Raw genomic sequence first — 23325 nt, forward strand, 5'->3', positions numbered from 1 at the left:
AAAAAAATTAATCATGAGTAAAAGAGATGAATTAATTGCAAAATATGCAGCTGATTTAAAAGAAAAATGTGGTGTAACTGCTGATATGGATTTTTTAACCAAAGTAGTTATTGGTTGTGGTCCTTCTATTTATAATGCCGATTCTTCAACTGTTTCTGGTTCTGACGAAAAAGAATTGGCAACGGTTAAGAACAATTTCTTAATTAAAAAATTAGGATTAAAAGATAGTGCTGATTTAGATAAAGGAATCGCTGCTGTAATTGAACAATATGGAAAATCTAATAAAAATAAATACAGAGCAGTGGTTTATTATTTATTAGCAAAACACTTTAAAAAAGAATCAGTTTACAAATAGTAGTATATAAAACTCCAATGAAAATTGGAGTTTTTTTTTTTGATATATATTTTTATCAAAAGCTTATGTTTATTAGTTATCGAATTTATTTAAGTTGTTGATTAAGTTTTTCTTATAAATAATCATGTAAATTATAAATTTATATGTGTAACATAAATTGATAATGCTAGGACTAAATTTACACCTAACATAAAAATATATCAAAATGAAAAACGGAATTAAATTATTCGCCTTATTGTTAAGCTTAGGCTTAGTATCAACTTCTTGTAATGATGATGATAACGAAGGAGAAACACTTGCACCTTTAGCTGCTAAATGGAACATTTCTCAAGTTGGTACAACAGTTAATGGAGAAGAAGTTTTGGTTGATGCTCCTCAAAATGAAAGCGGTTGTGATAGAGATTATTTAGATCTTAATACCGATAATACACTTGAGGAGGGAGATTATGATTCAACGTTGGCTCCTTGTGCTATATATACAAAAGCTGGAATTTACTCAAGATCACACAACAATTTAACTACTGTTGTTGATGGTGTAAGTACTACAAGAGACATCGTTAATTTAACGCTTACAGAATTAAAGTTAAGAGATAGTAGTGGTGGAATTCAGGTGTATTCTAAAAACTAATTCTTAAAAAGATTAAATTTAAACGGAAATGACTTTGTTGTTTCCGTTTTTTTTGTGATTAAAAATTATCACTTCAATCGTTCTAAAACTCCTTTTCGTTTTACAATGTTTTTATAATCCCATTGAATTTCTCTTGCTTTTTCTAACCAGCGTTTTAAATCGGAAATATTAATTTGGTCAACATTGGTATATCTAATTTCGGAAGCTTTGAAACTGCCGTTTTTTTGCAAATTTTCTTCATCAAATGATTGTCCACTCCAAAATAAAACTCTTACACAATCTTTTAATTTGTCATATCCCACAATCGGATTGCCGTCTAAAAACCATACGGGATGTGCGTGCCAAATTTTGTTTTCGGCTTCAGCCAAATGTAAGTTGATTTCTTTCGCCAATACATTGCAAATCAATTGGTCTTCAGGTAATTTTGATTGGTTGTATTTTTGAACTTCTAAATTCATAAGAAAAATGTTTGAATCAAAAATAATATAAAAAACTCCGAGAAGTATCGGTAAAGCTTTGATTTGGATTAAAACCCATTCACAATAGCCAAAAAGTCATCTGCTTTTAACGCTGCACCACCAATTAATCCTCCATCAACATCAGTTTTAGAGAAAATTTCTTTTGCATTATCTGGTTTTACACTTCCACCGTACAAAATTGTTAAGTTGTCTGCAATGTCAAATCCATATACTTTTTCTACTAAACTTCTAATGAATTTATGCATTTCTTGCGCTTGTTCAGGAGAGGCGGTTTCGCCTGTTCCAATTGCCCAAACAGGTTCATATGCCAATACAATATTTGCCCAGTTTTGTTTTTCCAAATGAAACAGTCCATCTCGCAATTGGTATTCAACCACATTAAAATGATTGTTATTTTGACGGTCTTTTAATTCTTCGCCAAAGCAGAAAATAATACGCATTTCATGTTTTAAAGCAGTATTTACTTTACTAGCTAACAAAGCATCCGTTTCATGAAAATACGCACGTCTTTCGCTATGACCTAAGATTACGGTGTTTACACCAATATCGGTTAACATACCAGCGGCAATTTCTCCAGTAAAAGCACCACCTTCTGCTTGGTGCATGTTTTGAGCAGCTACTGTAATTGATTTTCCATTAGTAATTTCAACTGCTTTAGCTAAGTTTACAAAGGTAGGAGCAACAATAATTTCAGTTGAAGTATTTGGCTTTTTAGCGATAATTTCTTCGATTAAAGCAACAGTTTCCTGTTGGTTTTTATGCATTTTCCAGTTTCCGGCAACGATATTTTTTCTCATTATTTTAACGATTCTAGTGTTTTAATTAATTTTTCGTCATCAGCCTCAATTGCTTTATATAATACAATTCTTCCCGTTTTGTCAACAATCATATATCTTGGAATCCAATCTAAGTTGATTGATTTTCCAAAAACACCTTTCATTCCGTCTGAAGTTAAAAAATGCTCTCCATTTACTTCATGTTTTTCAATTCCTTTTCTCCAAGCTTCATAGTTTTTGTCCATAGAAATAAACAAATAAATTGCTTCTGGATATTTTTCTTGTAATGATTTTACTTTCGGCATTCCTTTGATACAATCGGAGCACCAAGAAGCCCAAACGTCAATAACAATAGTTTTTCCTTCATATTTTTTTAAAATTTCAGTAAATTTTATGGGTTCGTTTTCTATTGTAACCATTGCATTTTCTAATGCTTCTTTTTTGAATGCTGTTTCTTCACTTTGTGCACAACCTAAGGTACAAAGTAACAAAGTTGTTAAAACGAATAATTTCTTTATCATAATTTTATTTTTTTAGTTCTGAATAATTTTTTTTGATGGTTTTCTTTAATTCCGCAGCATTAAATTTGTTTTCGTTGATTCCGTCGTAAAACTTGATTTCATTTCCGTTCCATATATATTTAACACCTGGTGTATCTCTAGTATTACCTAAAACATTCCAAAAGCTTATGACATCAACTATTTGGTATGGATATTTTTTTCCTGCGATGTCAAAAAAGGCTGGAATTTTATCTACTTCTTCGTCCATAAAAATAATAGAAACTTCCGGAAACGACTTATCTTTTTGTTTCATTTCTGTTAATTGTTTCGCCGTTTCTTGGCAATGATCACAACCTGGAGCAAAGAAGCAAAGGATTTTTTTGTCTTTATCTATGTTTGGAAAAAAGTTAGCATAACCAGATTTTTTAGCTGTAGGTTCATCAATTTTTATTTCTTCTTTAATTTTATTTACCGAATCAATTGCTTTTTCTATGGTAGGAAGCACTGTTGAAAGCGTAGTGTCAACTATTGTTCCAATGTTCTGTTCTTCACTAAAATTTGAGTTATCAATGGTTGTAGTTGAAGATTTCATTGGAGCGACCATAAATAACGCCAAAATACATCCTAACCCAAAAGATTTTAGTAGCCAAAAATTTGATTTTCCGTCAGTTGGAAGTAATTTAAATAACAAAACTAACAAACCAATTGCAATGATATTTTTGATGATTGCTTCAACTGGTGTCATTGGAATTAATTCGCCAAAACAACCACAATTACCCGAATTTCCACTTATAAAAGTTGTGTACGTTAAGTGAATTGTAAACACAGCTAATAATAAGATTGTAGCTGGAATTGTGATTTTTTTCAAGTAATCTTTTAACAAAATAGCAATTCCTAATGCAAATTCAATTCCTATTAAAATTCTGGAAAAATAAGGCGCAACATTTTCTGAAAAACCTAAAGGATACAATTGTTTTACTTCAAAAGTAGAAATTGCAAAATAAGGCGATGGATATAATTTGGCTACAGCTGAAAGTATAAATAAAGCTGAAATGATAAGGCGTAAAATCCAAGATATATTTTTTGAGTTCATAGTATGTTTAAATTACAAATAGCAAATAATAAATTACAAATAAGGACCAAATTTTAAACTTCAAATCCAAAAAACTATACTTTGTATTTTTCAATTATAGAAGAAAATATCAATTTTAATTCTTTTCCTTCTTTTATCAGTTGTTCTGTTTCGGATTTAAATTCAGGGTTTATTCTGTTTAAAATGTTTAACCAGTAAACAGCTTCTTTACTTTCTTTTCTCGAAATTTTCAATCTAAAAACAAAATCTTTTTTACTTAATGATTCATTGGCTTCAATGTAATTTGCTCCAATTGAACCTGATGCTCTAACTAATTGTTTTGAATCTTCAATATTTGAAATTGACTTTGGTAATTTACCAATATAAATTCTGCAAGCTATCGCAAACTCAAGTGTTCTATCTTCTAAATCGTATTTTTTTTCACTCATTTAGATTTTTTTGAATTTAAAAAATTGAAATTTTAGATTTATTTGTCTATTATTATTTGCTTTTTGGTATTTCTAATGGCTAAAATACAACTTCCTAAAAAGTTAACGTGTTAACGACTTGTTATTTATTTTCCATTAAAATCAAGGCAAAAACCGAATAATTAATCATGTCTTGGTAATTTGCGTCAATTCCTTCAGAAACTAAAGTTTTTCCTTTGTTGTCCTCAATTTGCTTTACTCTAAGTAGTTTTTGTAGAATTAAATCGGTTAAACTACTCACACGCATTTCGCGCCAAGCTTCACCATAATCGTGATTTTTATTTTCCATTAACGTTTTTGTCAATGTAATTTTTTCATCATAAAGTGCAACTGCTTCTTCAAAACCCATATCAGGTTGATCAGCAATTCCTTTGTCAATCTGAATCAATGCCATTACGCAATAATTAATGATTCCAATGAATTCAGAAGTTTCATCTTCATCTACTTTTCGCACTTCGTTTTCTTGTAAACTTCGGATTCTTTGTGCTTTTATAAAGATTTGATCGGTTAAAGAAGGCAAACGTAAAATACGCCAAGCACTTCCATAATCTTTCATTTTTTTACTGAATAATTCGCGGCAAACCGCTATAACTTTATCGTATTGTTGAGAAGTATTCGACATTATTTGCTGTATATTTGTGTGAGAATTTTCAAAAGTAATGAATTAAGTCAAAAGTGAAAAGTCAAAAGTGAAAAGAAATCAAAATTAAGATGAATATCAATTGCAACGGAAATTTAATCGATTTGTCAATTCCAAAAGTAATGGGGATTTTGAATGTGACGCCCAATTCATTTTATGATGGTGGTAAGCACAGAGAAATCAATTCGATTATTCATCAAGTAGATAAAATGCTTTCGGAAGGTGCTGATTTTATTGATATTGGTGCTTATTCAAGTAAGCCAAGTGCTGAATTTGTTTCTGAAACTGACGAAATTAATCGTTTAGTTCATGTTATTAAAGAATTAGTCAATACGTTTCCAAATATTATTTTATCGGTTGACACGTTTAGAGCAGAAGTAGCGAGAGTTGCTGTGGATAATGGCGTTGCGATTGTGAATGATATTTCGGCGGGTTTGTTAGATAAGAATATGTTACAAACGGTTGCCGATCTAAAAGTGCCATATATTATGATGCACATGCGTGGTAATCCGCAAACCATGCAAAGTATGACGGAATATGATGACATTGTAAAAGAAATGATTTTTTATTTTTCGGAACGAATTGAAAAAGCAAGAAGTTTCGGAATTTCAGATATTATTATTGATCCTGGATTTGGATTTGCAAAAACGGTAGAACAAAATTATGAAGTATTGCAAAAAATGGAATTATTTTCTTTTTTAGAATTACCTTTGTTAGCTGGAGTTTCGAGAAAATCAATGATTTATAAAGTGTTAGAAAATTCACCTGAAGAAGCACTAAATGGAACTTCAGTTTTGAATACAATTGCGTTACAAAAAGGAGCAAAAATTCTACGTGTTCATGATGTTAAAGAAGCAGTTGAGTGTATAAAATTAGTCAATAAATTAATTAAATAATGAAAAAAATAGTTGCCATTGTTGTCCTATTAGGTTTGTTTTCTTGTAGTGAAAAAGAAGTACAATTGCCACAGGCGGAAGTTTCTGTCTTAAAAGATATTGTAGATCATTCGCCAATTTATATGTTTTTTGAAATTCAGAACAAAAAAGATACAATTATAGATGTTAATCGAAAAAATTCAATCAGTTCTACCAATTGGGTTTTTAATATTGATAAACGTTTACCATTAAAATTAGTAATCCCAGAAGTTATAAAATTACAAGAAAAGAAAGCCAATAGTGCTCATTCTAAAAAAGATGCTATTGATGTTTTTTCATATTCGGATAGTATCGGAAAAAATTTAGCTTTTTTCCCATTTACCGATGTAAAGTATAAGTTGGATAAAGAATTTTCAAAGTTTTTTATTAAAAAACACGCTACAGAATATACTCCTTACCATAATTTTACAATTAATTTTAATAAAAAAAATGTAATCACAATTGATGGATTAGAAGTTGATAGAAATGAATTTGTTGCTTTCATCAAAGAATTCTCCGATTTTACGAATGATGGAAAACTAATTATGTTGCATTTAAATTTCGATAAGAATTTAACTTATGGAGATTATATAAAAAATAAGATTTTAGCTTGGCAAGCGACAAACGAAAAAGTGCAATTATCTTCATTTGAATTTATTTACGATGAAAAACAATTACCAGAATGTGGTTGTAAATTGTAATAAATAAAAAAAATCCCGAGCTTCAACTCGGGATTTGTATTTAAAAAACTCTTTTCAATTCTTCTTTTAAATAGCTAATCGCAATATTACTTGGTGCTTCAGTTTCGGTTAATTCAATCATAACCGCTTCTCTTAATTTGTCAGCATCAGCAACATCTTCGCGAAGTGCATTTTTTCGAATCATTTGTACTGTACTGTTTTTTGCTTTTAGTACGATATCCCAAGTTTCTGCTGTTAAATAAATTTGTTGGGTTAAATTGTGCTCAAATTCAGTTTGAATATGGTGCGATAATAATGTAGCATAATCGTCTTTGCTTTTTCCTGTTGGAGCCACACGCATTAATAATTGGGACGGATTGATTCGTTCCAACAATAAAACCATTCGCTCATACGCTTGTAAACGAATAGGTAACGCTTGTTTTTGATTTTCTCTAAGCAATTCAAATTTGCGTTTACTTTCTTCACTGTTATAAAATTTTTGCATCATTACAAAAGCGACACCACCTGTAATTAAAGCAGGTATTGTGTAAGCTGCAATTTCTAATAATTTATCTTCGATTGTCATTTTTAAGTTGGTTTAATTTCATCGCAAATTAAGATTAAAAAATTTAATTTTCAAATTAGAATTTTAGTTGTTTGTATTAATCTTAATAAGAGTTAATAACTTCTTTTGTATTAACCCTTTTCATGATGTATTTTTGTAAATTACTTAAAAAGTTATAGTACACTATGAAAGAAATGCAACGATATATTAGCCAATTAAACGAAGCACAGCAAGCACCTGTTTTGCAAAAAGACGGTCCCATGATTGTTATTGCGGGCGCAGGTTCTGGTAAAACACGTGTGTTAACCGTTCGTATTGCTAACTTGATGAGTCAAGGAGTTGATGCATTTAATATTTTAGCTTTAACTTTTACCAATAAAGCCGCACGTGAAATGAAAAAACGTATTGCGGATATTGTTGGAACTAACGAAGCTAAAAACCTTTGGATGGGGACCTTTCACTCGGTTTTTGCTAAAATTTTAAGAAGTGAAGCCGACAAATTGGGCTACCCATCAAATTTTACGATTTACGATTCTCAAGATTCATTGCGTTGTTTAGGTGGAATTATCAAAGAAATGCAATTGGACAAAGAAATTTACAAACCAAAGCAAATTTTAGGCAGAATTTCATCCTATAAAAATTCTTTAATCACAGTTAAAGCCTATTTCAATAATCCTGAGTTACAGGAAGCAGATGCCATGAGCAAAAAACCTCGTATGGGTGAAATTTACCAACAATACGTAGAGCGTTGTTTTAAATCGGGAGCGATGGATTTTGATGATTTGTTATTGAAAACCAATGAATTATTGAATCTTTTTCCAGATGTTTTAGCCAAATACCAAGATCGTTTTCGATACATTTTAGTAGATGAGTACCAAGATACGAATCACTCACAGTATTTGATTGTTCGAGCATTATCGGATAGATTTCAAAATATTTGTGTGGTAGGCGATGATGCACAGAGTATTTATGCCTTCCGAGGTGCGAATATCAACAACATTTTAAATTTCCAGAAAGATTACGAAAACGTGCAATTGTATCGTTTGGAACAAAATTATCGTTCGTCTAAAAACATTGTAGAAGCAGCAAATAACGTAATTGACAAGAATAAAACCAAGTTAGATAAAATCGTTTGGACATCCAATGATGACGGACCAAAAATAAAAGTCCACCGAAGTTTAACTGATGGTGAAGAAGGTCGTTTTGTAGCAGCAACCATTTTCGAACAGAAGATGCAAAACCAAATGCTTAACGGACAATTTGCTATTTTATATCGTACCAATGCGCAATCTCGTGCTATGGAAGATGCGTTGCGTAAACGCGATATTCCATATCGAATTTATGGTGGTTTATCGTTTTATCAACGTAAGGAAATTAAAGATGTTTTGGCCTATTTGCGTTTGGTGATTAATCCAAAAGATGAAGAAGCCTTAGTACGTGTGATTAATTATCCAGCGAGAGGAATTGGAGATACCACAGTTGAAAAGTTAACGGTTGCTGCCAATCATTATAAGCGTTCTATTTTTGAAGTAATGGAACACATTGATAAAATTGATTTGAAACTGAATTCGGGTACAAAAGCCAAGTTGAATGATTTTGTGACGATGATTAAAAGTTTTCAAGTCATTAACGAAAATCAAGATGCTTTTTTCTTAACCGATCATGTTACGAAGAAAACCGGATTAGTTCAAGAACTCAAAAAAGATGGAACTCCGGAAGGAATTGCGAAAATTGAAAACATAGAAGAATTATTAAACGGTATTAAAGATTTCACTGAAGGCCAAAAGGAAATCGATGGTGCAAGAGGTGCTTTAGCTGAATTCTTAGAAGACGTTGCCCTAGCTACAGATTTAGACAAAGACACAGGTGATGATGATAGGGTAGCACTGATGACGATTCACTTGGCAAAAGGATTAGAATTTCCGCATGTATTTATTGTGGGATTAGAAGAAGATTTGTTTCCAAGTGCAATGAGTTTGAATACGCGAAGCGAATTAGAAGAAGAACGTCGATTATTCTACGTAGCCTTAACGCGTGCCGAACATCAAGCCTATTTAACGTATGCGCAATCGCGTTATCGTTGGGGAAAATTAGTAGATAGTGAACCTTCGCGTTTTATTGAAGAAATCAACGACCAATATTTAGAATATTTGAATCCAGTAGATTCGGGTTATCGTTACAAACCGGTTATGGATATTGATGTTTTTGGTGATATTGATAAATCGAAATTACGATTAGCAAAACCAACTGCAGGAACACCACCAAAATATTTAACAAGAGATGAACCTGTTTCCTCAGCAAATATTAGACGTTTAAAACCCGTTTCAAGTAATTCAGGAAGTTCTAATTTGATAGATCCGAATTTAAACGTTGGAAATATCGTAATGCACGAACGTTTTGGAAAAGGACAAATCGTAAATATTGAAGGAATAGGAGCCGATAAAAAAGCCGAAATTCGTTTTGATGTAGGTGGATTAAAGAAGTTGTTGTTGCGATTTGCGAAGTTGGAAGTGATTGGGTAGGAAAAGAATAAAGTAAAAAGAGCAAAGAAAATAGATCTTTAAAAAATGAAAAAAAATAAATTAAAGAAAAAAACAATTGATAAAATTAATGACGCATTATTTTTTATTTTCTGTTTAACTGGAATAATTTATTTTCTTTTTTTCCAGTCTGTTACAATTGGTGGAGATTATAAATATTTTGTTTATGTTTTTTTAATTCCAACATTAATTGGATTTTTTCTAACAGCAAAGTTTACTTTTTTTTCAAAGAGTTGGAAAAGTATTTTTATTGATTTACGCAAAGAAAAATATTTGATATTAAGATTTATTTACCCTTTTTTATTGATTACATCAAATTTTATGTTTTCATATGTATTTTTTGGTAATTCTGCTAACATTATTTGGGATGTTATTAATAAATTTGAATCAGAAAAGAATAAAACTGAAAAATATTTTTTACCAATTACTAAAATTTATACTTCTTACAAATATAAAGATAAAATTAGATTTGTTTTTTTAAATAATGAAGAGTCAATATCGGTTAAATATTCAGAAATAAAGCCATTTTTAAATAAAAATATTGATAATCTAAAAATAGAAATTAAAGTAAAAAAAGGAATTTGGAATCATTACATTTTAGAATCTTGGCACATTAAAGAAGTCTTAAATCACTAAAAATCACCTATCTTTACTCTATATTCTTTTATCATTTTTCTAAAAAAATAAAGTCATGTCAGAAATTATAAAAATATACGAAGATAAACCCAGCGAAGCGGCTATTAAAAAAGTTGTTGCCGTTTTGAAAGACGGCGGTTTAGTAATTTATCCAACGGATACCGTTTATGGTTTAGGTTGTGATATTACCAATTCTCGTGCACTTGAAAAATTAGCTAAAATCAAAGGGATTAAGTTAGAAAAAGCAAATTTCTCTTTCGTTTGTTCGAGTTTGAGTAATCTTTCGGATTATGTGAAACAAATTGATACATCGACTTTTAAAATTTTAAAACGTGCTTTGCCTGGACCCTACACGTTTATTTTACCAGGAAATAACGATTTACCAAAAGAATTCAGAAAAAAGAAAACGGTCGGAATTCGTGTTCCAGCTAATAATATTGCTTTGCAAATTGTAGAAATGCTTGGAAATCCTATCGTTTCTACTTCCATTCATGATGAAGATGAGGTAATTGAATACTCAACTGACCCAGAACTAATCTTCGAAAAATGGAATAACAAAGTTGATTTGGTTATCGATGGTGGCTACGGAGACAATGTGGCTTCAACAATTATTGATTTAACAGGTCATGAACCAGAGGTTATTCGTGAAGGAAAAGGAAGTTTGGATGTTTTATAAGTTCATTCACTATTAAAATTAGCTCATTCACTATTATTTTTTTAGAATTTTGAAGCGTAATTGAGACTTTTGAAATGAATTTTAAATTAGCTTAATATGAAATCATTTCAATCATTTTTGGCGTTTTGGTTATTACCATTGATTATTATTTTTTCTGTAATTATTTTGCAAAAAAATGGTAGTTTATTAGAAGTTTTAAATAGTAAAATAACTTTTTTTACAATTGTTTATTTTGCTATAATTTCCTACTGTAATGTAATACTTACGAAATATTTTGAATCAAAGAAAAATGATAAAAAGAGCCAAATATTGCTTTCTGCTCTTAGTTGTTTTATAATTGTTTTTGTTTTTTCAATTAGTATGAATTTAATTTTTGAAAGAAAGATAAATCTGTTCCCTCCATTTTTTCAAGGTTTAATCGCAATTGCCGTTTTTTTAATTGAATATTTAATTTCTATTTTATTTAAGCGTAAATCAAATATTGAAATTGAGTTTAGTTATAGTAAGTTTTTTTATTTTAAATTACTTCTTTTTGTTTTTTTTGTTGATTCTATTTTTATTTTTTTATTAACTATAGATACATTTATCAACAAAACTCTTATTGATTATTACAATCATATTAATGTGTTTATACCTTATTTGATTGGAGTTGTTGTTTTATCATTTTTTGGGATTCTATTTTCAAATAAATTAAAAATTAATTCGGTAACTAAAATCTTTCTAATCTCGTTATTTTCTTTTTTGATTCTACAATTTTTAAATATTGTGAAGTATAAGTTTCATTTGGGATTGGTTTTAAATTTTTTCATGATAAGTTTGTTTTCAACATGTTTAATTTATGGATTTTTGTACTATTATAATCAGAAGAAAAGTATTGGTAAATTAAAACTTCAAAATATTCAAAAAGATGCACAATATCTGGAACTAAAAAATCAAATCAATCCTCATTTTCTCTTTAATAATTTAAATACTTTAATTTCGTTTATAGAAGTTAATCCAACGAAAGCCATTGATTTTGGTCATAATTTAGCCAATGTTTATAGACATTATTTAAAAAAACAGGACGAAGATTTTGTTTCACTTAAAGATGAATTATTGTTTATCAAAGAATATTTAGAAATTTATAAAGCAAAGTTTGAAAATGGATTTAATTTTTCAATTTCTGAAGAGTTTAAAGGAAATCAATATGTGTTATCATCATCTATTCAAGAATTAATAGATAATATTTTTAAACATAATAATTTAGATGAAGAAAATCCAATTGAGATTAAAATTTATACCGAAAATGATTCTTTGATAATTTATAACTCAGTGGTTTCAAAAAATGTAACAGATTCAACTAGTTTTGGATTGAATAATATTAATAAACGATATGAAATTTTAACAAATTCATCAATAGTTATCACAAATGATAAGGATAGTTTTAGCGTTCAATTACCAATATTAAATTTAGAATGACAGCTGTAATTGTAGAAGATGAAATCCCTGCAGGAATTCGCTTGGAGCGACTTTTGAATCAACATGAATTTCAAGTCTTGGTAGTTTTGAATTCTGTAAAAAAAGCAACTGCTTGGTTAAAAGAAAACAAACATCCAGATATTGTTTTCATGGATATTAAATTACGTGACGGTAATTGTTTTGAAATTTTGGATAAAGTTAAAATTGAATCAAAAATTGTTTTTACCACAGCTTTTGATGAATATGCACTTAATGCCTTTAATTATAATTCAATTGATTATCTGTTAAAACCAATTGACGAAAGCAAACTGAATAGATTATTAGAAAAAATTGAAACTTTAAAATCAGGTTTCCACAATGAAATTAATTGGTCAAACTTTAAAGAATCAACTTTTATTAATTCTTATTTAGTCGCTTTTGGAACTCATTTGAAAAAAATCGAAGTTAATGATATTCTATATTTTTTTAGTGAAAACAATTCAACGTTTATTTTTACAACAGAAAATAGACAGTTTTTACTTCATAAATCATTAGAAAAAATAGAACAAGAGGTTGATAATAATCAATTTTTTAGAATTAATAGAAAATTTATTATCAATAAAAAATACATTCATACAGTCAAAAATAATTCAAGAATTGAGTTATCATTAAAGAATGCCGAGTTGTTTTACTATGAAGTAAGTATTTCAAAATCTAGGGCGTTTATTCAATGGTTTTCAGTATAATAAATATGTTTTATAGTTATTAATTTGGTTTTATCACTATAATATATTAAATTAGCTTTACTATTCTCGATTTTAACCAATTATAGATGAGATATTCACAGTTTTAGTATAAATTTATTAAAACTATGTGTTTCTTAATTTAATATTTAATTGGTTATTAATAAAAAAATTAAGGATACATTAAGCAGGTCTTTGACCTGCTTTTTTATTTCCAGTCAGGCATGATCGCATTTTCAAATATTTCCATTCTTGAACCAGTTACTCCTATGGTGTATTTTAAAATATTTTTTTGAGAAATGCCATCATTTGCTGTACTCATAAAAATCAACTCGGCTTCTGTGGGAGAATATCTTACATCGGTATCAATAAATCCTGCCGGTTTTTGAACGTTAATTTCAGTAATTAGATCTGTAATAAAATCATATTGAAAAATTCGAGTATCTAATTGACGGTAATCAAAACTTTCAAAACCCGTAATATCTCTTGTAAATATTAATTTGCTATTAGTTACAGATAGATGTAAACCACCAATTGCGCCCATTGTTCCAGAGATTACATTTTCAATAACAGTTCCAGTAGAATTAATGACGTAAACCTCCGTTTCATAACCATTCAAATTATTCACTTTTAGCGCAATAATAGAACTATCAACACTCCAATCACATTCAGAAATGAATTTTCCGTTGGGCGTTTGAAATATCAATTCTAATCCACTTCCATCAGCATTAATTTTGTACAGTTTATCAAAATTGGAATAGATTAATTGACTTCCGTTGTTTTTCCAACTAAAATTATAATAATCCAAATTAAATCCCGCAGCTGGAATTCCTGCAGTGACTTTAAAAACATCAGAACCATCAGGATTCATGGTATAAATATGAGCTTGTCCACCAGTTGTTCTCAAAAAAGCAATTTTATTTGCAGGAATATTTTTTCGTGGTCTGAAACTATTGGTTGCATCAGACGTAATTTGTAGTTCATTTCCAGCATCGTCAGCAGTGAAAATTACATTGTTGTCACCAATTTTTCGAGTAAAAAGATAACGAGCATTTGGAAATTCTAATGTTCTAAATGATTGTGTTAAGCTATTTACTTCGGGATTTATTCCATCAGAAACAGAAACTTGCCAAAAATATTTGGTACTATAATTAAGACTTGTTAAAGTATATGATGTCGTTGTAATATCTTCATAGATTGTGATTTCGTCTGTAATATCATTTCTAAGTGAAATTTTATATGTTAGTTCGTCATCTTCTGCATCAGTTGATTGCCAAGTTAAATTAACGCTTAAGCTTAAATCTTCGGCATTATCCAAAGGTGTTAAAAGTTCTGGTACAGTAGGTGATTGGTTGATTTCTTCAATAGGTTCTAATTCAAAAACCAATTCTGTTTCTAATTCTTTTAGTACAGTTCCCGCTTCAAATTTAACAATAAAACCATCTTTTCGCGCTTCAAAAGCATAATCTCCTGTTGGCACGTTTTCTATTGTAAAATATCCGTCTTCATCAGTAAAAACGGCACTTGTATTAGGATTTGATGAAACACGAGCGTTTTCAATTGGTTCAAATGTAACAGCTTCTACTACACGACCAGTTACTGTTCCAAAACCTGTATCGTCAATAGTTTCTTCGGAACAAGAATATGAAAGTGCAAGAATTAGTATAAAAAAACTGAATTTATATATTTTGTACATGATTATTTTGTTGTGTTTGAAGTTGCTTCAATTGATAAATCTTTTACGTGTTTTTTAATGGCTTTTTCATCATATTTTTTTCGAGGAAAATAATAATTTACGCTGATGAAAAACCGCCAATAATTGTCATCTCTAATTCCCGATGCGATGTTGTCAATTTTATCAGATTGTGTTAAATTGATTTCGCCAAGCATTCGGATTCCTAAATTATCGGTTGCTAAATATTCTACACCTAAACCCGATTGTATTTTAAAATAAGGCGATTCATAACTAGATGTTGCTCCTAAACCTGTTCCAATGTAGAAAAATGGTGTCAATCTATCATATGGTAAAAAGAGTACTTCCGTATTCAAATCAAACGAAGTGTGTGCATCTTCAAATTTGTTTTTGTTTTTTATCCAAAATAGATTCACCGAAGTATTAATGCTAAACGTCGGCAAAATGAAATAGCGCATTCCCGCACGCAAGGCAGGTTTTAAAACTGGACTTGGATAATCTCCTTGAATTAGCGAACCACCTACGTCTAAGTTAACTCCAAATTTTGCTCTGCGTTCTTTGAAATAGCGTTTGTAAAGCAGTGTTGATTCTGATTCTTCTTTTTCTTTGTTGTATTCGTTTATAACTTCGGTTAATGTCGAAATTGGCGCATTGGCAACCCAAATATTATCTTGAATTCCCTCAACAATTAAACCTTCAACAGCTTTTTCAATTGCTTCTGTAACAGCCAATTGCAAAGGTTCATTTTTTGTAAAACCCGTTTCAACTTCTAATAATCTTTTAAACTTAACATAACGAAATAAACTAGCATCTAACGATTGTGATAAAATGGTTTTTGAAACATAAATTGTTTTTAGAATTTTTCCATTTTGTGTAGAAACCAATCGAAGATAAACCGTTACTCGATCTTGTCTATAACTTGTAGAACTTCCAGCACCAAAATAACGTGCTCCAAAACCGCCAGTTATGATATTTGAATCATACGAAACAATTCCGCCTTCTAATAAAACTCCCGCATAGAGTAGAGGAGTAAGTTGTTGATCTTTTGAATTGGTATCTTTTAAATATTCTTGACGTGTTGATCTAATGATGTTTCTTTCTTGTAAAAGATTGGCTAAATTTTCTCTTTCAATTGGAATAAACCATTTTGAATCTTCAAGTGCTTTTATTAAAATAGATGTTGAACCTTGTGTAACAGCTGTACTAAAATTACTTCCATTATCTGAAGGTTTGTATTGCCCTGTTTGATCTCTAAATTTATATACACCCACAACAATTTGTTCTTTTGGTGGTGGTAATGATTTTAACGATAGAGTAGCAGGAGTTCCTTCTCCATAAGAAGCTTTTTGAACGGTGACTGGCTGATTAAAATAGGCTCCACAACTGCTTAATAGAATAAATAAACTGCAACCAACTATTTTTGTGCTTGTTTTCATGTGTTTTGTTTTTAGTAAAAAGAACACGTGTAAGCTAAATTTTAATAAACTTTAGGGCAGTTTATGTTTGAAGGAATTTAATTTCTGGGAATAATAACTTGAGTTTCTTCACCTGTGAGAATGTCTAAAATATTGACGACTAAGCCTAAGTTTGACTCGTATAATTCAACTGATAAACTTCCAAAAGTATATACACCATTTTGAGTCCCTGAGCCTGTGCCATCTCCTGATCCAGATGTATTGGAACCAAATTGATTGTCAAAAAGTTCTCTTGATAAATAACTCAATAATTGTGAATTTAAGTTGTCTCTAAAACGTTCTAAATCTGATTGTTGTTCAAAACCATCTTCACCATCTGGGTCTTTTAATAAATTTTGGGACTCGGCTGAACTTAACATCCATTGATAATTGAATGTATCGCCACCAAAAGCTGGGTTTTTTGGTTTATAAACTAAGTTTTGTGCCACTGAAAAACCGATAAAAAAACAAGCGAATAGTGTGATGTACGTTTTCATTTTTATTGTTTTAATATTGTTCGATTCTATTTTTTAGTTTTTCTAAATCTTTGAAGTATTTCTTTGTAATTTGTATGGCTTCTTCGGCTTTTTGAGAAAGAAATTCTTCATTTGGATTTGCAATAAATTCTGAAATTAACTTGTTGTCTATTGTTATTTTAAGAATTGTTGTTCTTCCGATGTTGAGTTGCTCTTCAATTTGTACAATTTGATTTCCTTTTATGGCTTCAGAATTGTATTTTGAAAAATATATGTCGTAAAAATCTTTTCCTACTTTAGTTTTGGTATCGTCTGAAACAATGCCAGTAATTTCAAGTTCAGCTTCATTTTTATTTAAAACTTCACTTTTTTTTTCTTCTACAATAATTCGGTCTTTTCCCACCATAACATCATTATCGTCATAAATTAAGAGTAGAATTATAATTTCATCTTTAGTACTTTGATTGATTTTTGTTGTTGAAAGTATTTTTTTCTCATTTGGATTTAACGTAAACTCACCATTTTGAGAATTGTTTGATGTGTTTGCCGTTTGCTTATTTTTTTTGATGACTGATAAAGTGTATGATAAATTTTTCATGCCATCATCAAGATTTTCAGCTGTTCCTGTAACCGAAACCATTTCTTCAAAATAACTCAATTCTATTTTAGCTTTTACTTCTGTATTCAAAATTTGAGCATGAAGAATTGTACTAAAAAGTAGCGGGAAAATTAGAATATGTAGTTGATTTCGTTTCATCTGTTAATTACGATTACTGATGCGTTATTTCCGTTGATTTGAATTTTTAAATTTTCTGATATTGTGTTGCTTCCAAAGCTTGTAATTCGGTTGTTATCACCGTTTTGAATGTATTGATTTTCAATTATATTATAATTTCCTATCGACATTTCATGGATTGTATTTCCATTTCCATTTTGAAGAATAAATTCGTTTACTTCTGCTTCAACTCTGTAAATATCTGTCGAATTAAAATGTCCGTTTTGAACTACTTGAATGAATGATTGATTGGCAATAATGGTATTTTGATTGTAATTTTGATTTCCTATTTGTGTAATTATAGCACTATTTATTTGATTTTGAGGAATTATGGTTGATAGTTTATAATCAATATTATTTTGATTTATTATGGCTATTTCTGTTTGCGTATTTTCTTGCGAAATGGCAGTAACGCCAATTAGCAAAAATAAAATGGCGATTATTTTTTTTAGATTTTTCATATGATAAAAATGAGACAAGCAAGAATAACTTACTTGTCTCATTAATAAAAAATTAGTTAGATTGATTTACTAAAGAAAGGTTACTAACTCCAGTTTGGTTAACAAAACTCATGTGAGATTGTCCAGTTTGATTTGTCCAAGCTGCATTTAATGAACCATCTTGTTGGATGTAAGAGAAGTTTCCTTCACCATCTTGAGTAGTTATTGCTAAATTGCTTTGACCATCTTGATCATGAATTGCCATGTTATCTTCACCTAATTGTAATTGATAAGAAGCATTTCCTTCTCCAACTTGAAGCGCTAATCCCATATTACCATCTCCAACTTGAACTTGAGATGAGTAATTGTCTTCTCCAAATTGAATTGCGGTTGCGCTATTATCATTTCCAAATTGTGTTTGATCAGCCGTATTATCTTCTCCAATTTGTAAAACTGAAGCAGTATTGTCTAATCCAACTTGTAAAACGTTAGCTTCGTTAGTAATTCCTAATTGATTTACTGTAGAACTATTTCTTCTACCATATTGATCAATATCAGAATCATTTCCTAACCCTACTTGAGTTACATCAGCTTCATTTCTTCTACCGTCTTGATTAACGTTAGAGTAATTTGCAATACCTAATTGATCTACTTTGGCATCATTTCGTCTACCTAATTGGTCAATTTCCGAACCATTGAAAGCACCAACTTGATCAACTTCGGCTTCATTGAAACGGCCATCTTGGTCAACATCTGAAACATTTAACAATCCGAATTGGTCTACATCAGACATGTTTCCTAAACCTGTTTGGTTTACTAAACTTAAATTGGCTTGAGCATACATTGCCATTCCAAATAACATCACTGAGATGTTTAAAACAACTTTTTTCATAATTTAAATATTTAATTGGTTATTAAATTCAATATAAAAATGTGACCAAAAAAGTGTGGTAAGTTGTTTTAATCAACGACATTATTCCATTTGTAGTAGGGGGCGTAATCTTGATTATTTGATTCAAAATTATACAGAAAATTTAAACATCAAAACTTTTATGTGTTAATTTTTCAATTATTTGGTAATTTTTCTACGAATTGTTTAAAATCATAGATAAAGTGCTTATTTATTGTAAATAGCTGAATAATAAAATAGTATAAAAAAAAACACCCCAAATTAATGAGGTGTTTTTTATCGATTTTTTTTGCAATTTATTCCTTAGCTAATGTCTTCATTTCTTTTTCAATCATTTCATAAAATTGATCAATTTTAGGCATAATGATAATACGAGTTCTTCTGTTTTTTGCTCTGTTAGCAGGAGAATCGTTTTCCACTAAAGGAATATAAGAACTTCTTCCAGCTGGAATCAATTGTTTTGGACTAACTCCTAATTCTTTATGTAAAACTCTCACGATTGAAGTAGCTCTTTTTACAGATAAATCCCAGTTGTCTAATAAAACAGCATTTTTAATTGGCACATTATCCGTGTGACCTTCCACCATACATTCGAAGTCTGGTTTACTGTTGATTACTTTAGCCACTTTAGCTAAAACACCTTTTGCTTTGTCGCTTACTTCGTAACTTCCTGATTTGAATAATAAATTATCAGCAATTGAAATCATTACCACACCTTTTTCAACATTGATATTAATGTCTGGGTCATCGATTCCTACTTCGCGTTTTAAACTTGTAACTAAAGCCAATGTTACACTGTCTTTTTTAGTTAAAGCGTCTTGTAAACGTGTGATTTTTAAATCTTTTTCTTTTAAACTTTCTAAAGATTTTTCAAGATTTTCAGCCCCTTTTGTAGTTAAAGTGGTCAAATTCCCCATGTTATTGATTAAGTCAGTGTTGTTTTTCTTAAGAAAATCAACTTGACTCGCTAACGCTTCTCTTTCCGTTAAACAAGTGTTTAATTTAACCGTTGCGGTGTTTAATAAATCTTGAATCTCTTTGTTTTTAGCCTCTAATTCGGTGAATTTCTTTTTTGAAACACACGAACTTAATGAAATAGCGGCTACTGCGGCGAATAACATTACTCTTCTCATACGATAATTATTTTTTACAAAATTAAATGGAAATTGTTAAAAAATAGCTTTTTTAAACCTAAACTATTGTTAAAACAAATCAGCAAACACCTTGCCATTCTTGGCAAAATAACTAAAAACGACACTTTTAATTTTATAATAATTGCTTTTTTGAGTAGAAGCTCTCTTTTTATAAAATTGATTCACAACACTATAAAATGCAAAATGACCCTGAATAATTGCCCAACAATGTTTAAATTTTCCTTTCAAAATAAATTGAATTCCAGCTAATCCATCTAAACACAAGCGTATAAATAGGATTGGAAACAATTGATTTTTAGGTAAATTCTTAGTCAACATTAACAACGAATTTCTAAAATTTAAAAACGTTTTTCTTGGGTTTCCTTCGTTTAAAGTCGCACCACCAACGTGATACACGATTGATTTTGAAGTGTATTTTATTTTGTAACCTAAATTAAAAGCTCTCCAACACAAATCAATTTCTTCTTGATGTGCAAAGAAATCATCATCAAAACCGTTTAATTTGCGATACACTTCTTTTCTAATAAAAAAACAAGCTCCAGTTGCCCAAAAGATTTCAATTTCATCATCGTATTGATTTTTGTCTTCTTCAACCGTGTCAAAAATTCGTCCACGACAAAATGGATAACCAAATTTATCAATAAAACCACCAGCACCACCAGCATATTCAAAATGGGTTTTCTTTTTGAAGTCTAATAATTTAGGTTGAATAATTGCAGTTTCGGGTTGCGTTTCAAATATGTTTAGAATAGGTGTAAGCCAATTTTCAGTAACTTCTATATCCGAATTTACCAAAGCGTAATATTCTTCTTCAACAAATTTCAACGCTTCATTATAGCCTTTAGCAAAACCAAAATTTCCTGTATTTTGAATGATTTTAACTGAAGGAAATTGGTTTTGAATCACTTCAATAGAAGTATCAGTCGAAGCATTATCGGCTACATAAATCGTAGCTTCATCAGAAAATGAAATTACCGAAGGTAAAAACTGTTCTAATAATTTGGCTCCGTTCCAATTTAATATGACTACTGCTATTTTTTTCAAGTGCTTTTTTGTTTCAGGTTTCAAGTTTCAGGTTTTTTGGAGTTTCAAAGAAAAAAAAATCTTCCATCATCCAGCTTCCATTATTTATACTCTGGAAGTTCTTTCAAGAAAACATATTTCTCATTCTCAAAATCCATTTGACAAAAATAATGATTTAGGCCATTGGTTACCATTAAATATTTCGCTTTCAAAACTAAGTTATAACGAGCAATTTGGTCAAATGTTTGTTGGGAAATAGGAACTTCTGGTGCTTTGCATTCGATTAGTAAAAATATTTCACCATTTGGTTGAAAAACAACCCCATCATAACGTTTACTTAAATCGTTAATTTTAATTAATTTTTCAACATTGATATACGATTTTGGATACTTTTTATCTTGTAACAAAAAATGAATTACGTGTTGACGTACCCATTCTTCTGGTGTAAGAAGAATAAATTTTTTTCTAATTTCATCAAAAATAGACACTTTATTTTCACTATTTTTGAACCGAAAGGAATAAGCTGGAAAGTTCAACTTTTTCAATGTTTATGGTTTATGGTTAATTGTTTATGGTTGTATGGCAAAAATAGAAAAATTCGAGGACTTAGAAATTTGGAATAAATCAAGAGAAATTTGTATTGATATTGAAATACTTTTTGAAACTACAAATTTAGGAAAAAGATTTTCAATGAAAGATCAAATGGATAGAAGTTCAGGTTCTATCATGGATAATATTGCTGAAGGGTTTGAAAGAAATGGAAATAGAGAATTTATAAATTTCCTTAGTTTTTCAAAAGGTTCTTGTGGTGAGTTGAAATCTCAATTGTACAGAGCTTTGGATAAAAAATTAATTTCTCAAGATGAATTTGATAATTTATCAGTCAAAATAGAATTGGTTAAAAATAAAATAGGAGCATTTATGAAATATTTGAATTCAACTGAAATCAAAGGTTTGAAGTTTAACAACAAACAATAAACTAAAAACAACAAACAACAAAATGGACGAAGTAATTCAAATTACAAAAGATATAAAAGCTGGAAACATCAAACCCATTTATTTTTTTATGGGAGAAGAGCCATATTATATTGATAAATTGACCGATTTTATTGAACAAAATGTGTTACAAGAACACGAACGAGATTTTAATCAATCTATTTTATATGGTCGAGATGTTACAATGGAAGATGTGATTGGAAGTGCTAAACGTTTTCCAATGATGGCCGATCGACAAGTAGTGGTGGTTAGAGAAGCTCAGGAATTATCACGAACTATTGATAAATTAGAAGCGTATGCTGAAAACCCACAGCCAACGACAGTTTTGGTTTTTGCCTACAAATACAAAACATTAGACAAGCGTAAAAAAGTCACCAAACTATTAGATAAAATAGGAGTAGTTTACGAAAGTAAAAAATTGTACGAAAATCAAGTTGGCGAATGGATTAAAAGGGTTTTATCAGGACAAGGTTATAGCATTGAACCTAAAGCAGCCGCTATTTTAGTTGAATTTTTAGGAACCGATTTGTCTAAAATCAATAACGAATTAGATAAACTAAAAATTATTTTACCAAAAGGTCACACGTTTACTCCAAAAGACATTGAAGAAAACATTGGCTTTAGTAAAGATTATAACAATTTCGAATTACGAAAAGCTATTGGTGAAAAAGACCAATTGAAAGCCTATAAAATAATAGATCATTTTTCACAAAATCCAAAAGATAATCCTTTAGTGGTTACTACTGGATTGGTATTTGGTTTCTTTTCTCAATTATTGCAATATCACGGATTAAAAGACAAATCGCAGTTTAATGCGGCTAAAGTTTTAAAGGTCAGCCCTTATTTTGTTAAAGATTACGAAGTAGCATTCCGAAATTATCCAATGAAAAAAGTAAGTGCGATAGTTGCTGCTTTGCGAGATATCGATGTGAAAAGTAAAGGAGTTGGTGCTTCATCAATGTCGCAACATGATTTATTAAAGGAATTATTGATTAAAATTTTCAATTAATTCAAATGATAAAAAGTTTAAAAATTTGTACCTTCGCAATCCTAAAATTTACAAAACTTTAGTTAAAAATACTTATTTATGGGAATGAATAAAAATACAATATTGGCTTGGGCTACTTTCATTATGATTTTAATGGGATTACTTTTAATTGGATTAGGAATTTACCGTTATGCTGATGTTGCAGGTTGGGGATTTGCAGCTGTTGGAGTTGGTTTCTTTGCCATTGCTTGGGTTTTCAACGCATTGAAAGGAAGAGTTTAATATTA

Annotated in this window: 28 protein-coding genes; 12 read left to right on the forward strand and 16 right to left on the reverse strand. The window is 29.9% G+C overall.

The genetic code is table 11. The features are described 5' to 3' along the window. The first annotated feature begins 13 nt into the window (after positions 1–13). Together M9Q43_RS08095 and M9Q43_RS08100 are read left to right on the forward strand one after the other, a co-directional pair. Positions 14–355: a DUF2853 family protein gene (locus M9Q43_RS08095; RefSeq protein ID WP_262318432.1), complete on the forward strand. Its 342-nt coding sequence runs from the start codon at positions 14–16 to the stop codon at positions 353–355. 205 nt (positions 356–560) lie between these two features. Continuing rightward, positions 561–983 (forward strand): hypothetical protein, encoded by a 423-nt coding sequence (locus M9Q43_RS08100; protein WP_262318433.1) that lies wholly within the window; start codon positions 561–563, stop codon positions 981–983. 68 nt (positions 984–1051) lie between these two features. Here M9Q43_RS08100 and M9Q43_RS08105 read toward each other — a convergent pair whose 3' ends face one another. From M9Q43_RS08105 to M9Q43_RS08130, 6 genes are all read right to left on the reverse strand, one after another. Beyond that, complete coding sequence (locus tag M9Q43_RS08105) at positions 1052–1441, reverse strand: DUF1801 domain-containing protein (RefSeq protein WP_262318434.1); 390 nt, start codon at positions 1439–1441, stop codon at positions 1052–1054. A gap of 68 nt (positions 1442–1509) precedes the next feature. Then, positions 1510–2259: a triose-phosphate isomerase gene (tpiA, locus tag M9Q43_RS08110; RefSeq protein WP_262318435.1), complete on the reverse strand. Its 750-nt coding sequence runs from the start codon at positions 2257–2259 to the stop codon at positions 1510–1512. After that, complete coding sequence (locus tag M9Q43_RS08115; RefSeq protein ID WP_262318436.1) at positions 2259–2759, reverse strand: TlpA family protein disulfide reductase; 501 nt, start codon at positions 2757–2759, stop codon at positions 2259–2261. The genes tpiA and M9Q43_RS08115 overlap by 1 nt, the downstream gene beginning before the upstream one ends. A gap of 4 nt (positions 2760–2763) precedes the next feature. Continuing rightward, positions 2764–3831, reverse strand: coding sequence for a TlpA family protein disulfide reductase (locus tag M9Q43_RS08120; RefSeq protein WP_262318437.1), 1068 nt, complete (start codon positions 3829–3831; stop codon positions 2764–2766). A gap of 74 nt (positions 3832–3905) precedes the next feature. Then, a complete protein-coding gene (locus tag M9Q43_RS08125) occupies positions 3906–4259 on the reverse strand; it encodes a four helix bundle protein (protein ID WP_262318438.1) in 354 nt (117 codons plus the stop codon). Between the two features lie 121 nt (positions 4260–4380). Next, on the reverse strand, positions 4381–4920 hold the full coding sequence (locus M9Q43_RS08130) for a DUF1599 domain-containing protein (RefSeq protein ID WP_262318439.1): 540 nt from the start codon (positions 4918–4920) through the stop codon (positions 4381–4383). A gap of 89 nt (positions 4921–5009) precedes the next feature. Between M9Q43_RS08130 and folP the strand changes: the two genes are divergently transcribed. Together folP and M9Q43_RS08140 are read left to right on the forward strand one after the other, a co-directional pair. Continuing rightward, the gene (gene folP, locus M9Q43_RS08135; RefSeq protein ID WP_262318440.1) at positions 5010–5834 is read left to right on the forward strand and encodes a dihydropteroate synthase; all 825 of its coding nucleotides are present in this window, start codon (positions 5010–5012) and stop codon (positions 5832–5834) included. After that, positions 5834–6553, forward strand: coding sequence for a hypothetical protein (locus M9Q43_RS08140; protein WP_262318441.1), 720 nt, complete (start codon positions 5834–5836; stop codon positions 6551–6553). Before folP ends, M9Q43_RS08140 begins: the two co-directional genes overlap by 1 nt. 40 nt (positions 6554–6593) lie before the next feature. On the opposite strand, the gene M9Q43_RS08145 is transcribed toward M9Q43_RS08140, so the two are convergent. Further along, positions 6594–7118: a DUF7935 family protein gene (locus tag M9Q43_RS08145; RefSeq protein WP_262318442.1), complete on the reverse strand. Its 525-nt coding sequence runs from the start codon at positions 7116–7118 to the stop codon at positions 6594–6596. A 173-nt stretch (positions 7119–7291) separates the two neighbouring features. Between M9Q43_RS08145 and M9Q43_RS08150 the strand changes: the two genes are divergently transcribed. From M9Q43_RS08150 to M9Q43_RS08170, 5 genes are all read left to right on the forward strand, one after another. Then, positions 7292–9619 (forward strand): ATP-dependent helicase, encoded by a 2328-nt coding sequence (locus M9Q43_RS08150; protein WP_262318499.1) that lies wholly within the window; start codon positions 7292–7294, stop codon positions 9617–9619. Positions 9620–9664: 45 nt separating this feature from the next. Then, positions 9665–10273 (forward strand): hypothetical protein, encoded by a 609-nt coding sequence (locus M9Q43_RS08155; protein ID WP_262318443.1) that lies wholly within the window; start codon positions 9665–9667, stop codon positions 10271–10273. Positions 10274–10328: 55 nt separating this feature from the next. Further along, positions 10329–10949 carry an L-threonylcarbamoyladenylate synthase gene (locus M9Q43_RS08160; RefSeq protein ID WP_262318444.1) on the forward strand — a complete coding sequence of 207 codons (621 nt, stop codon included), beginning with the start codon at positions 10329–10331 and terminating at the stop codon, positions 10947–10949. An 807-nt stretch (positions 10950–11756) separates the two neighbouring features. Continuing rightward, positions 11757–12407, forward strand: a complete 651-nt coding sequence (locus M9Q43_RS08165) for a sensor histidine kinase (protein ID WP_262318445.1) — start codon at positions 11757–11759, stop codon at positions 12405–12407. Continuing rightward, a complete protein-coding gene (locus tag M9Q43_RS08170) occupies positions 12404–13132 on the forward strand; it encodes a LytR/AlgR family response regulator transcription factor (protein WP_262318446.1) in 729 nt (242 codons plus the stop codon). The genes M9Q43_RS08165 and M9Q43_RS08170 overlap by 4 nt, the downstream gene beginning before the upstream one ends. 205 nt (positions 13133–13337) lie before the next feature. On the opposite strand, the gene M9Q43_RS08175 is transcribed toward M9Q43_RS08170, so the two are convergent. The 9 genes from M9Q43_RS08175 to M9Q43_RS08215 all read right to left on the reverse strand — a co-directional run bounded on the left by M9Q43_RS08175 (position 13338) and on the right by M9Q43_RS08215 (position 21599). After that, the gene (locus M9Q43_RS08175) at positions 13338–14825 is read right to left on the reverse strand and encodes a carboxypeptidase-like regulatory domain-containing protein (protein ID WP_262318447.1); all 1488 of its coding nucleotides are present in this window, start codon (positions 14823–14825) and stop codon (positions 13338–13340) included. Between the two features lie 2 nt (positions 14826–14827). Next, positions 14828–16258 carry a CsgG/HfaB family protein gene (locus M9Q43_RS08180; protein WP_262318448.1) on the reverse strand — a complete coding sequence of 477 codons (1431 nt, stop codon included), beginning with the start codon at positions 16256–16258 and terminating at the stop codon, positions 14828–14830. A 77-nt stretch (positions 16259–16335) separates the two neighbouring features. Beyond that, entirely contained in the window at positions 16336–16773 is a 438-nt protein-coding gene (locus M9Q43_RS08185; protein ID WP_262318449.1) for a curli production assembly/transport component CsgF, read from the reverse strand. Positions 16774–16783: 10 nt separating this feature from the next. After that, on the reverse strand, positions 16784–17509 hold the full coding sequence (locus M9Q43_RS08190) for a curli production assembly/transport protein CsgE (RefSeq protein WP_262318450.1): 726 nt from the start codon (positions 17507–17509) through the stop codon (positions 16784–16786). Continuing rightward, on the reverse strand, positions 17506–17988 hold the full coding sequence (locus M9Q43_RS08195) for a hypothetical protein (RefSeq protein ID WP_262318451.1): 483 nt from the start codon (positions 17986–17988) through the stop codon (positions 17506–17508). The genes M9Q43_RS08190 and M9Q43_RS08195 overlap by 4 nt, the downstream gene beginning before the upstream one ends. 52 nt (positions 17989–18040) lie before the next feature. Further along, positions 18041–18859, reverse strand: a complete 819-nt coding sequence (locus tag M9Q43_RS08200; RefSeq protein WP_262318452.1) for a hypothetical protein — start codon at positions 18857–18859, stop codon at positions 18041–18043. Positions 18860–19173: 314 nt separating this feature from the next. Further along, positions 19174–20010, reverse strand: a complete 837-nt coding sequence (locus M9Q43_RS08205; protein ID WP_262318453.1) for an OmpA/MotB family protein — start codon at positions 20008–20010, stop codon at positions 19174–19176. 69 nt (positions 20011–20079) lie between these two features. Next, positions 20080–21075, reverse strand: coding sequence for a glycosyltransferase family 2 protein (locus tag M9Q43_RS08210; RefSeq protein WP_262318454.1), 996 nt, complete (start codon positions 21073–21075; stop codon positions 20080–20082). 80 nt (positions 21076–21155) lie between these two features. Beyond that, positions 21156–21599 (reverse strand): type I restriction enzyme HsdR N-terminal domain-containing protein, encoded by a 444-nt coding sequence (locus tag M9Q43_RS08215; RefSeq protein ID WP_262318455.1) that lies wholly within the window; start codon positions 21597–21599, stop codon positions 21156–21158. 34 nt (positions 21600–21633) lie between these two features. On the opposite strand from M9Q43_RS08215, the gene M9Q43_RS08220 reads away from it, so the two are divergent. The 3 genes from M9Q43_RS08220 (at position 21634) to M9Q43_RS08230 (ending at position 23320) form a co-directional block, all read left to right on the forward strand. Continuing rightward, on the forward strand, positions 21634–22032 hold the full coding sequence (locus M9Q43_RS08220) for a four helix bundle protein (RefSeq protein ID WP_262318456.1): 399 nt from the start codon (positions 21634–21636) through the stop codon (positions 22030–22032). A gap of 22 nt (positions 22033–22054) precedes the next feature. Further along, positions 22055–23059, forward strand: coding sequence for a DNA polymerase III subunit delta (gene holA / locus M9Q43_RS08225; protein ID WP_262318457.1), 1005 nt, complete (start codon positions 22055–22057; stop codon positions 23057–23059). 78 nt (positions 23060–23137) lie between these two features. Then, positions 23138–23320: a CAL67264 family membrane protein gene (locus M9Q43_RS08230; protein ID WP_133606598.1), complete on the forward strand. Its 183-nt coding sequence runs from the start codon at positions 23138–23140 to the stop codon at positions 23318–23320. Positions 23321–23325: the final 5 nt, after the last annotated feature.

Source organism: Flavobacterium odoriferum (genome assembly GCF_025499515.1).
Lineage (GTDB): Bacteria > Bacteroidota > Bacteroidia > Flavobacteriales > Flavobacteriaceae > Flavobacterium > Flavobacterium odoriferum.

What these genes read in the sequence shown, in the direction of transcription:
- M9Q43_RS08095 (WP_262318432.1), top strand. Translation starts at nt 14, where the DNA reads ATGAGTAAAAGAGATGAATTAATTGCAAAATATGCAGCTGATTTAAAA.
- M9Q43_RS08100 (WP_262318433.1), top strand. Translation starts at nt 561, where the DNA reads ATGAAAAACGGAATTAAATTATTCGCCTTATTGTTAAGCTTAGGCTTA.
- M9Q43_RS08105 (WP_262318434.1), bottom strand. Translation starts at nt 1,441, where the DNA reads ATGAATTTAGAAGTTCAAAAATACAACCAATCAAAATTACCTGAAGAC.
- tpiA (WP_262318435.1), bottom strand. Translation starts at nt 2,259, where the DNA reads ATGAGAAAAAATATCGTTGCCGGAAACTGGAAAATGCATAAAAACCAA.
- M9Q43_RS08115 (WP_262318436.1), bottom strand. Translation starts at nt 2,759, where the DNA reads ATGATAAAGAAATTATTCGTTTTAACAACTTTGTTACTTTGTACCTTA.
- M9Q43_RS08120 (WP_262318437.1), bottom strand. Translation starts at nt 3,831, where the DNA reads ATGAACTCAAAAAATATATCTTGGATTTTACGCCTTATCATTTCAGCT.
- M9Q43_RS08125 (WP_262318438.1), bottom strand. Translation starts at nt 4,259, where the DNA reads ATGAGTGAAAAAAAATACGATTTAGAAGATAGAACACTTGAGTTTGCG.
- M9Q43_RS08130 (WP_262318439.1), bottom strand. Translation starts at nt 4,920, where the DNA reads ATGTCGAATACTTCTCAACAATACGATAAAGTTATAGCGGTTTGCCGC.
- folP (WP_262318440.1), top strand. Translation starts at nt 5,010, where the DNA reads ATGAATATCAATTGCAACGGAAATTTAATCGATTTGTCAATTCCAAAA.
- M9Q43_RS08140 (WP_262318441.1), top strand. Translation starts at nt 5,834, where the DNA reads ATGAAAAAAATAGTTGCCATTGTTGTCCTATTAGGTTTGTTTTCTTGT.
- M9Q43_RS08145 (WP_262318442.1), bottom strand. Translation starts at nt 7,118, where the DNA reads ATGACAATCGAAGATAAATTATTAGAAATTGCAGCTTACACAATACCT.
- M9Q43_RS08150 (WP_262318499.1), top strand. Translation starts at nt 7,292, where the DNA reads ATGCAACGATATATTAGCCAATTAAACGAAGCACAGCAAGCACCTGTT.
- M9Q43_RS08155 (WP_262318443.1), top strand. Translation starts at nt 9,665, where the DNA reads ATGAAAAAAAATAAATTAAAGAAAAAAACAATTGATAAAATTAATGAC.
- M9Q43_RS08160 (WP_262318444.1), top strand. Translation starts at nt 10,329, where the DNA reads ATGTCAGAAATTATAAAAATATACGAAGATAAACCCAGCGAAGCGGCT.
- M9Q43_RS08165 (WP_262318445.1), top strand. Translation starts at nt 11,757, where the DNA reads ATGATAAGTTTGTTTTCAACATGTTTAATTTATGGATTTTTGTACTAT.
- M9Q43_RS08170 (WP_262318446.1), top strand. Translation starts at nt 12,404, where the DNA reads ATGACAGCTGTAATTGTAGAAGATGAAATCCCTGCAGGAATTCGCTTG.
- M9Q43_RS08175 (WP_262318447.1), bottom strand. Translation starts at nt 14,825, where the DNA reads ATGTACAAAATATATAAATTCAGTTTTTTTATACTAATTCTTGCACTT.
- M9Q43_RS08180 (WP_262318448.1), bottom strand. Translation starts at nt 16,258, where the DNA reads ATGAAAACAAGCACAAAAATAGTTGGTTGCAGTTTATTTATTCTATTA.
- M9Q43_RS08185 (WP_262318449.1), bottom strand. Translation starts at nt 16,773, where the DNA reads ATGAAAACGTACATCACACTATTCGCTTGTTTTTTTATCGGTTTTTCA.
- M9Q43_RS08190 (WP_262318450.1), bottom strand. Translation starts at nt 17,509, where the DNA reads ATGAAACGAAATCAACTACATATTCTAATTTTCCCGCTACTTTTTAGT.
- M9Q43_RS08195 (WP_262318451.1), bottom strand. Translation starts at nt 17,988, where the DNA reads ATGAAAAATCTAAAAAAAATAATCGCCATTTTATTTTTGCTAATTGGC.
- M9Q43_RS08200 (WP_262318452.1), bottom strand. Translation starts at nt 18,859, where the DNA reads ATGAAAAAAGTTGTTTTAAACATCTCAGTGATGTTATTTGGAATGGCA.
- M9Q43_RS08205 (WP_262318453.1), bottom strand. Translation starts at nt 20,010, where the DNA reads ATGAGAAGAGTAATGTTATTCGCCGCAGTAGCCGCTATTTCATTAAGT.
- M9Q43_RS08220 (WP_262318456.1), top strand. Translation starts at nt 21,634, where the DNA reads ATGGCAAAAATAGAAAAATTCGAGGACTTAGAAATTTGGAATAAATCA.
- holA (WP_262318457.1), top strand. Translation starts at nt 22,055, where the DNA reads ATGGACGAAGTAATTCAAATTACAAAAGATATAAAAGCTGGAAACATC.
- M9Q43_RS08230 (WP_133606598.1), top strand. Translation starts at nt 23,138, where the DNA reads ATGGGAATGAATAAAAATACAATATTGGCTTGGGCTACTTTCATTATG.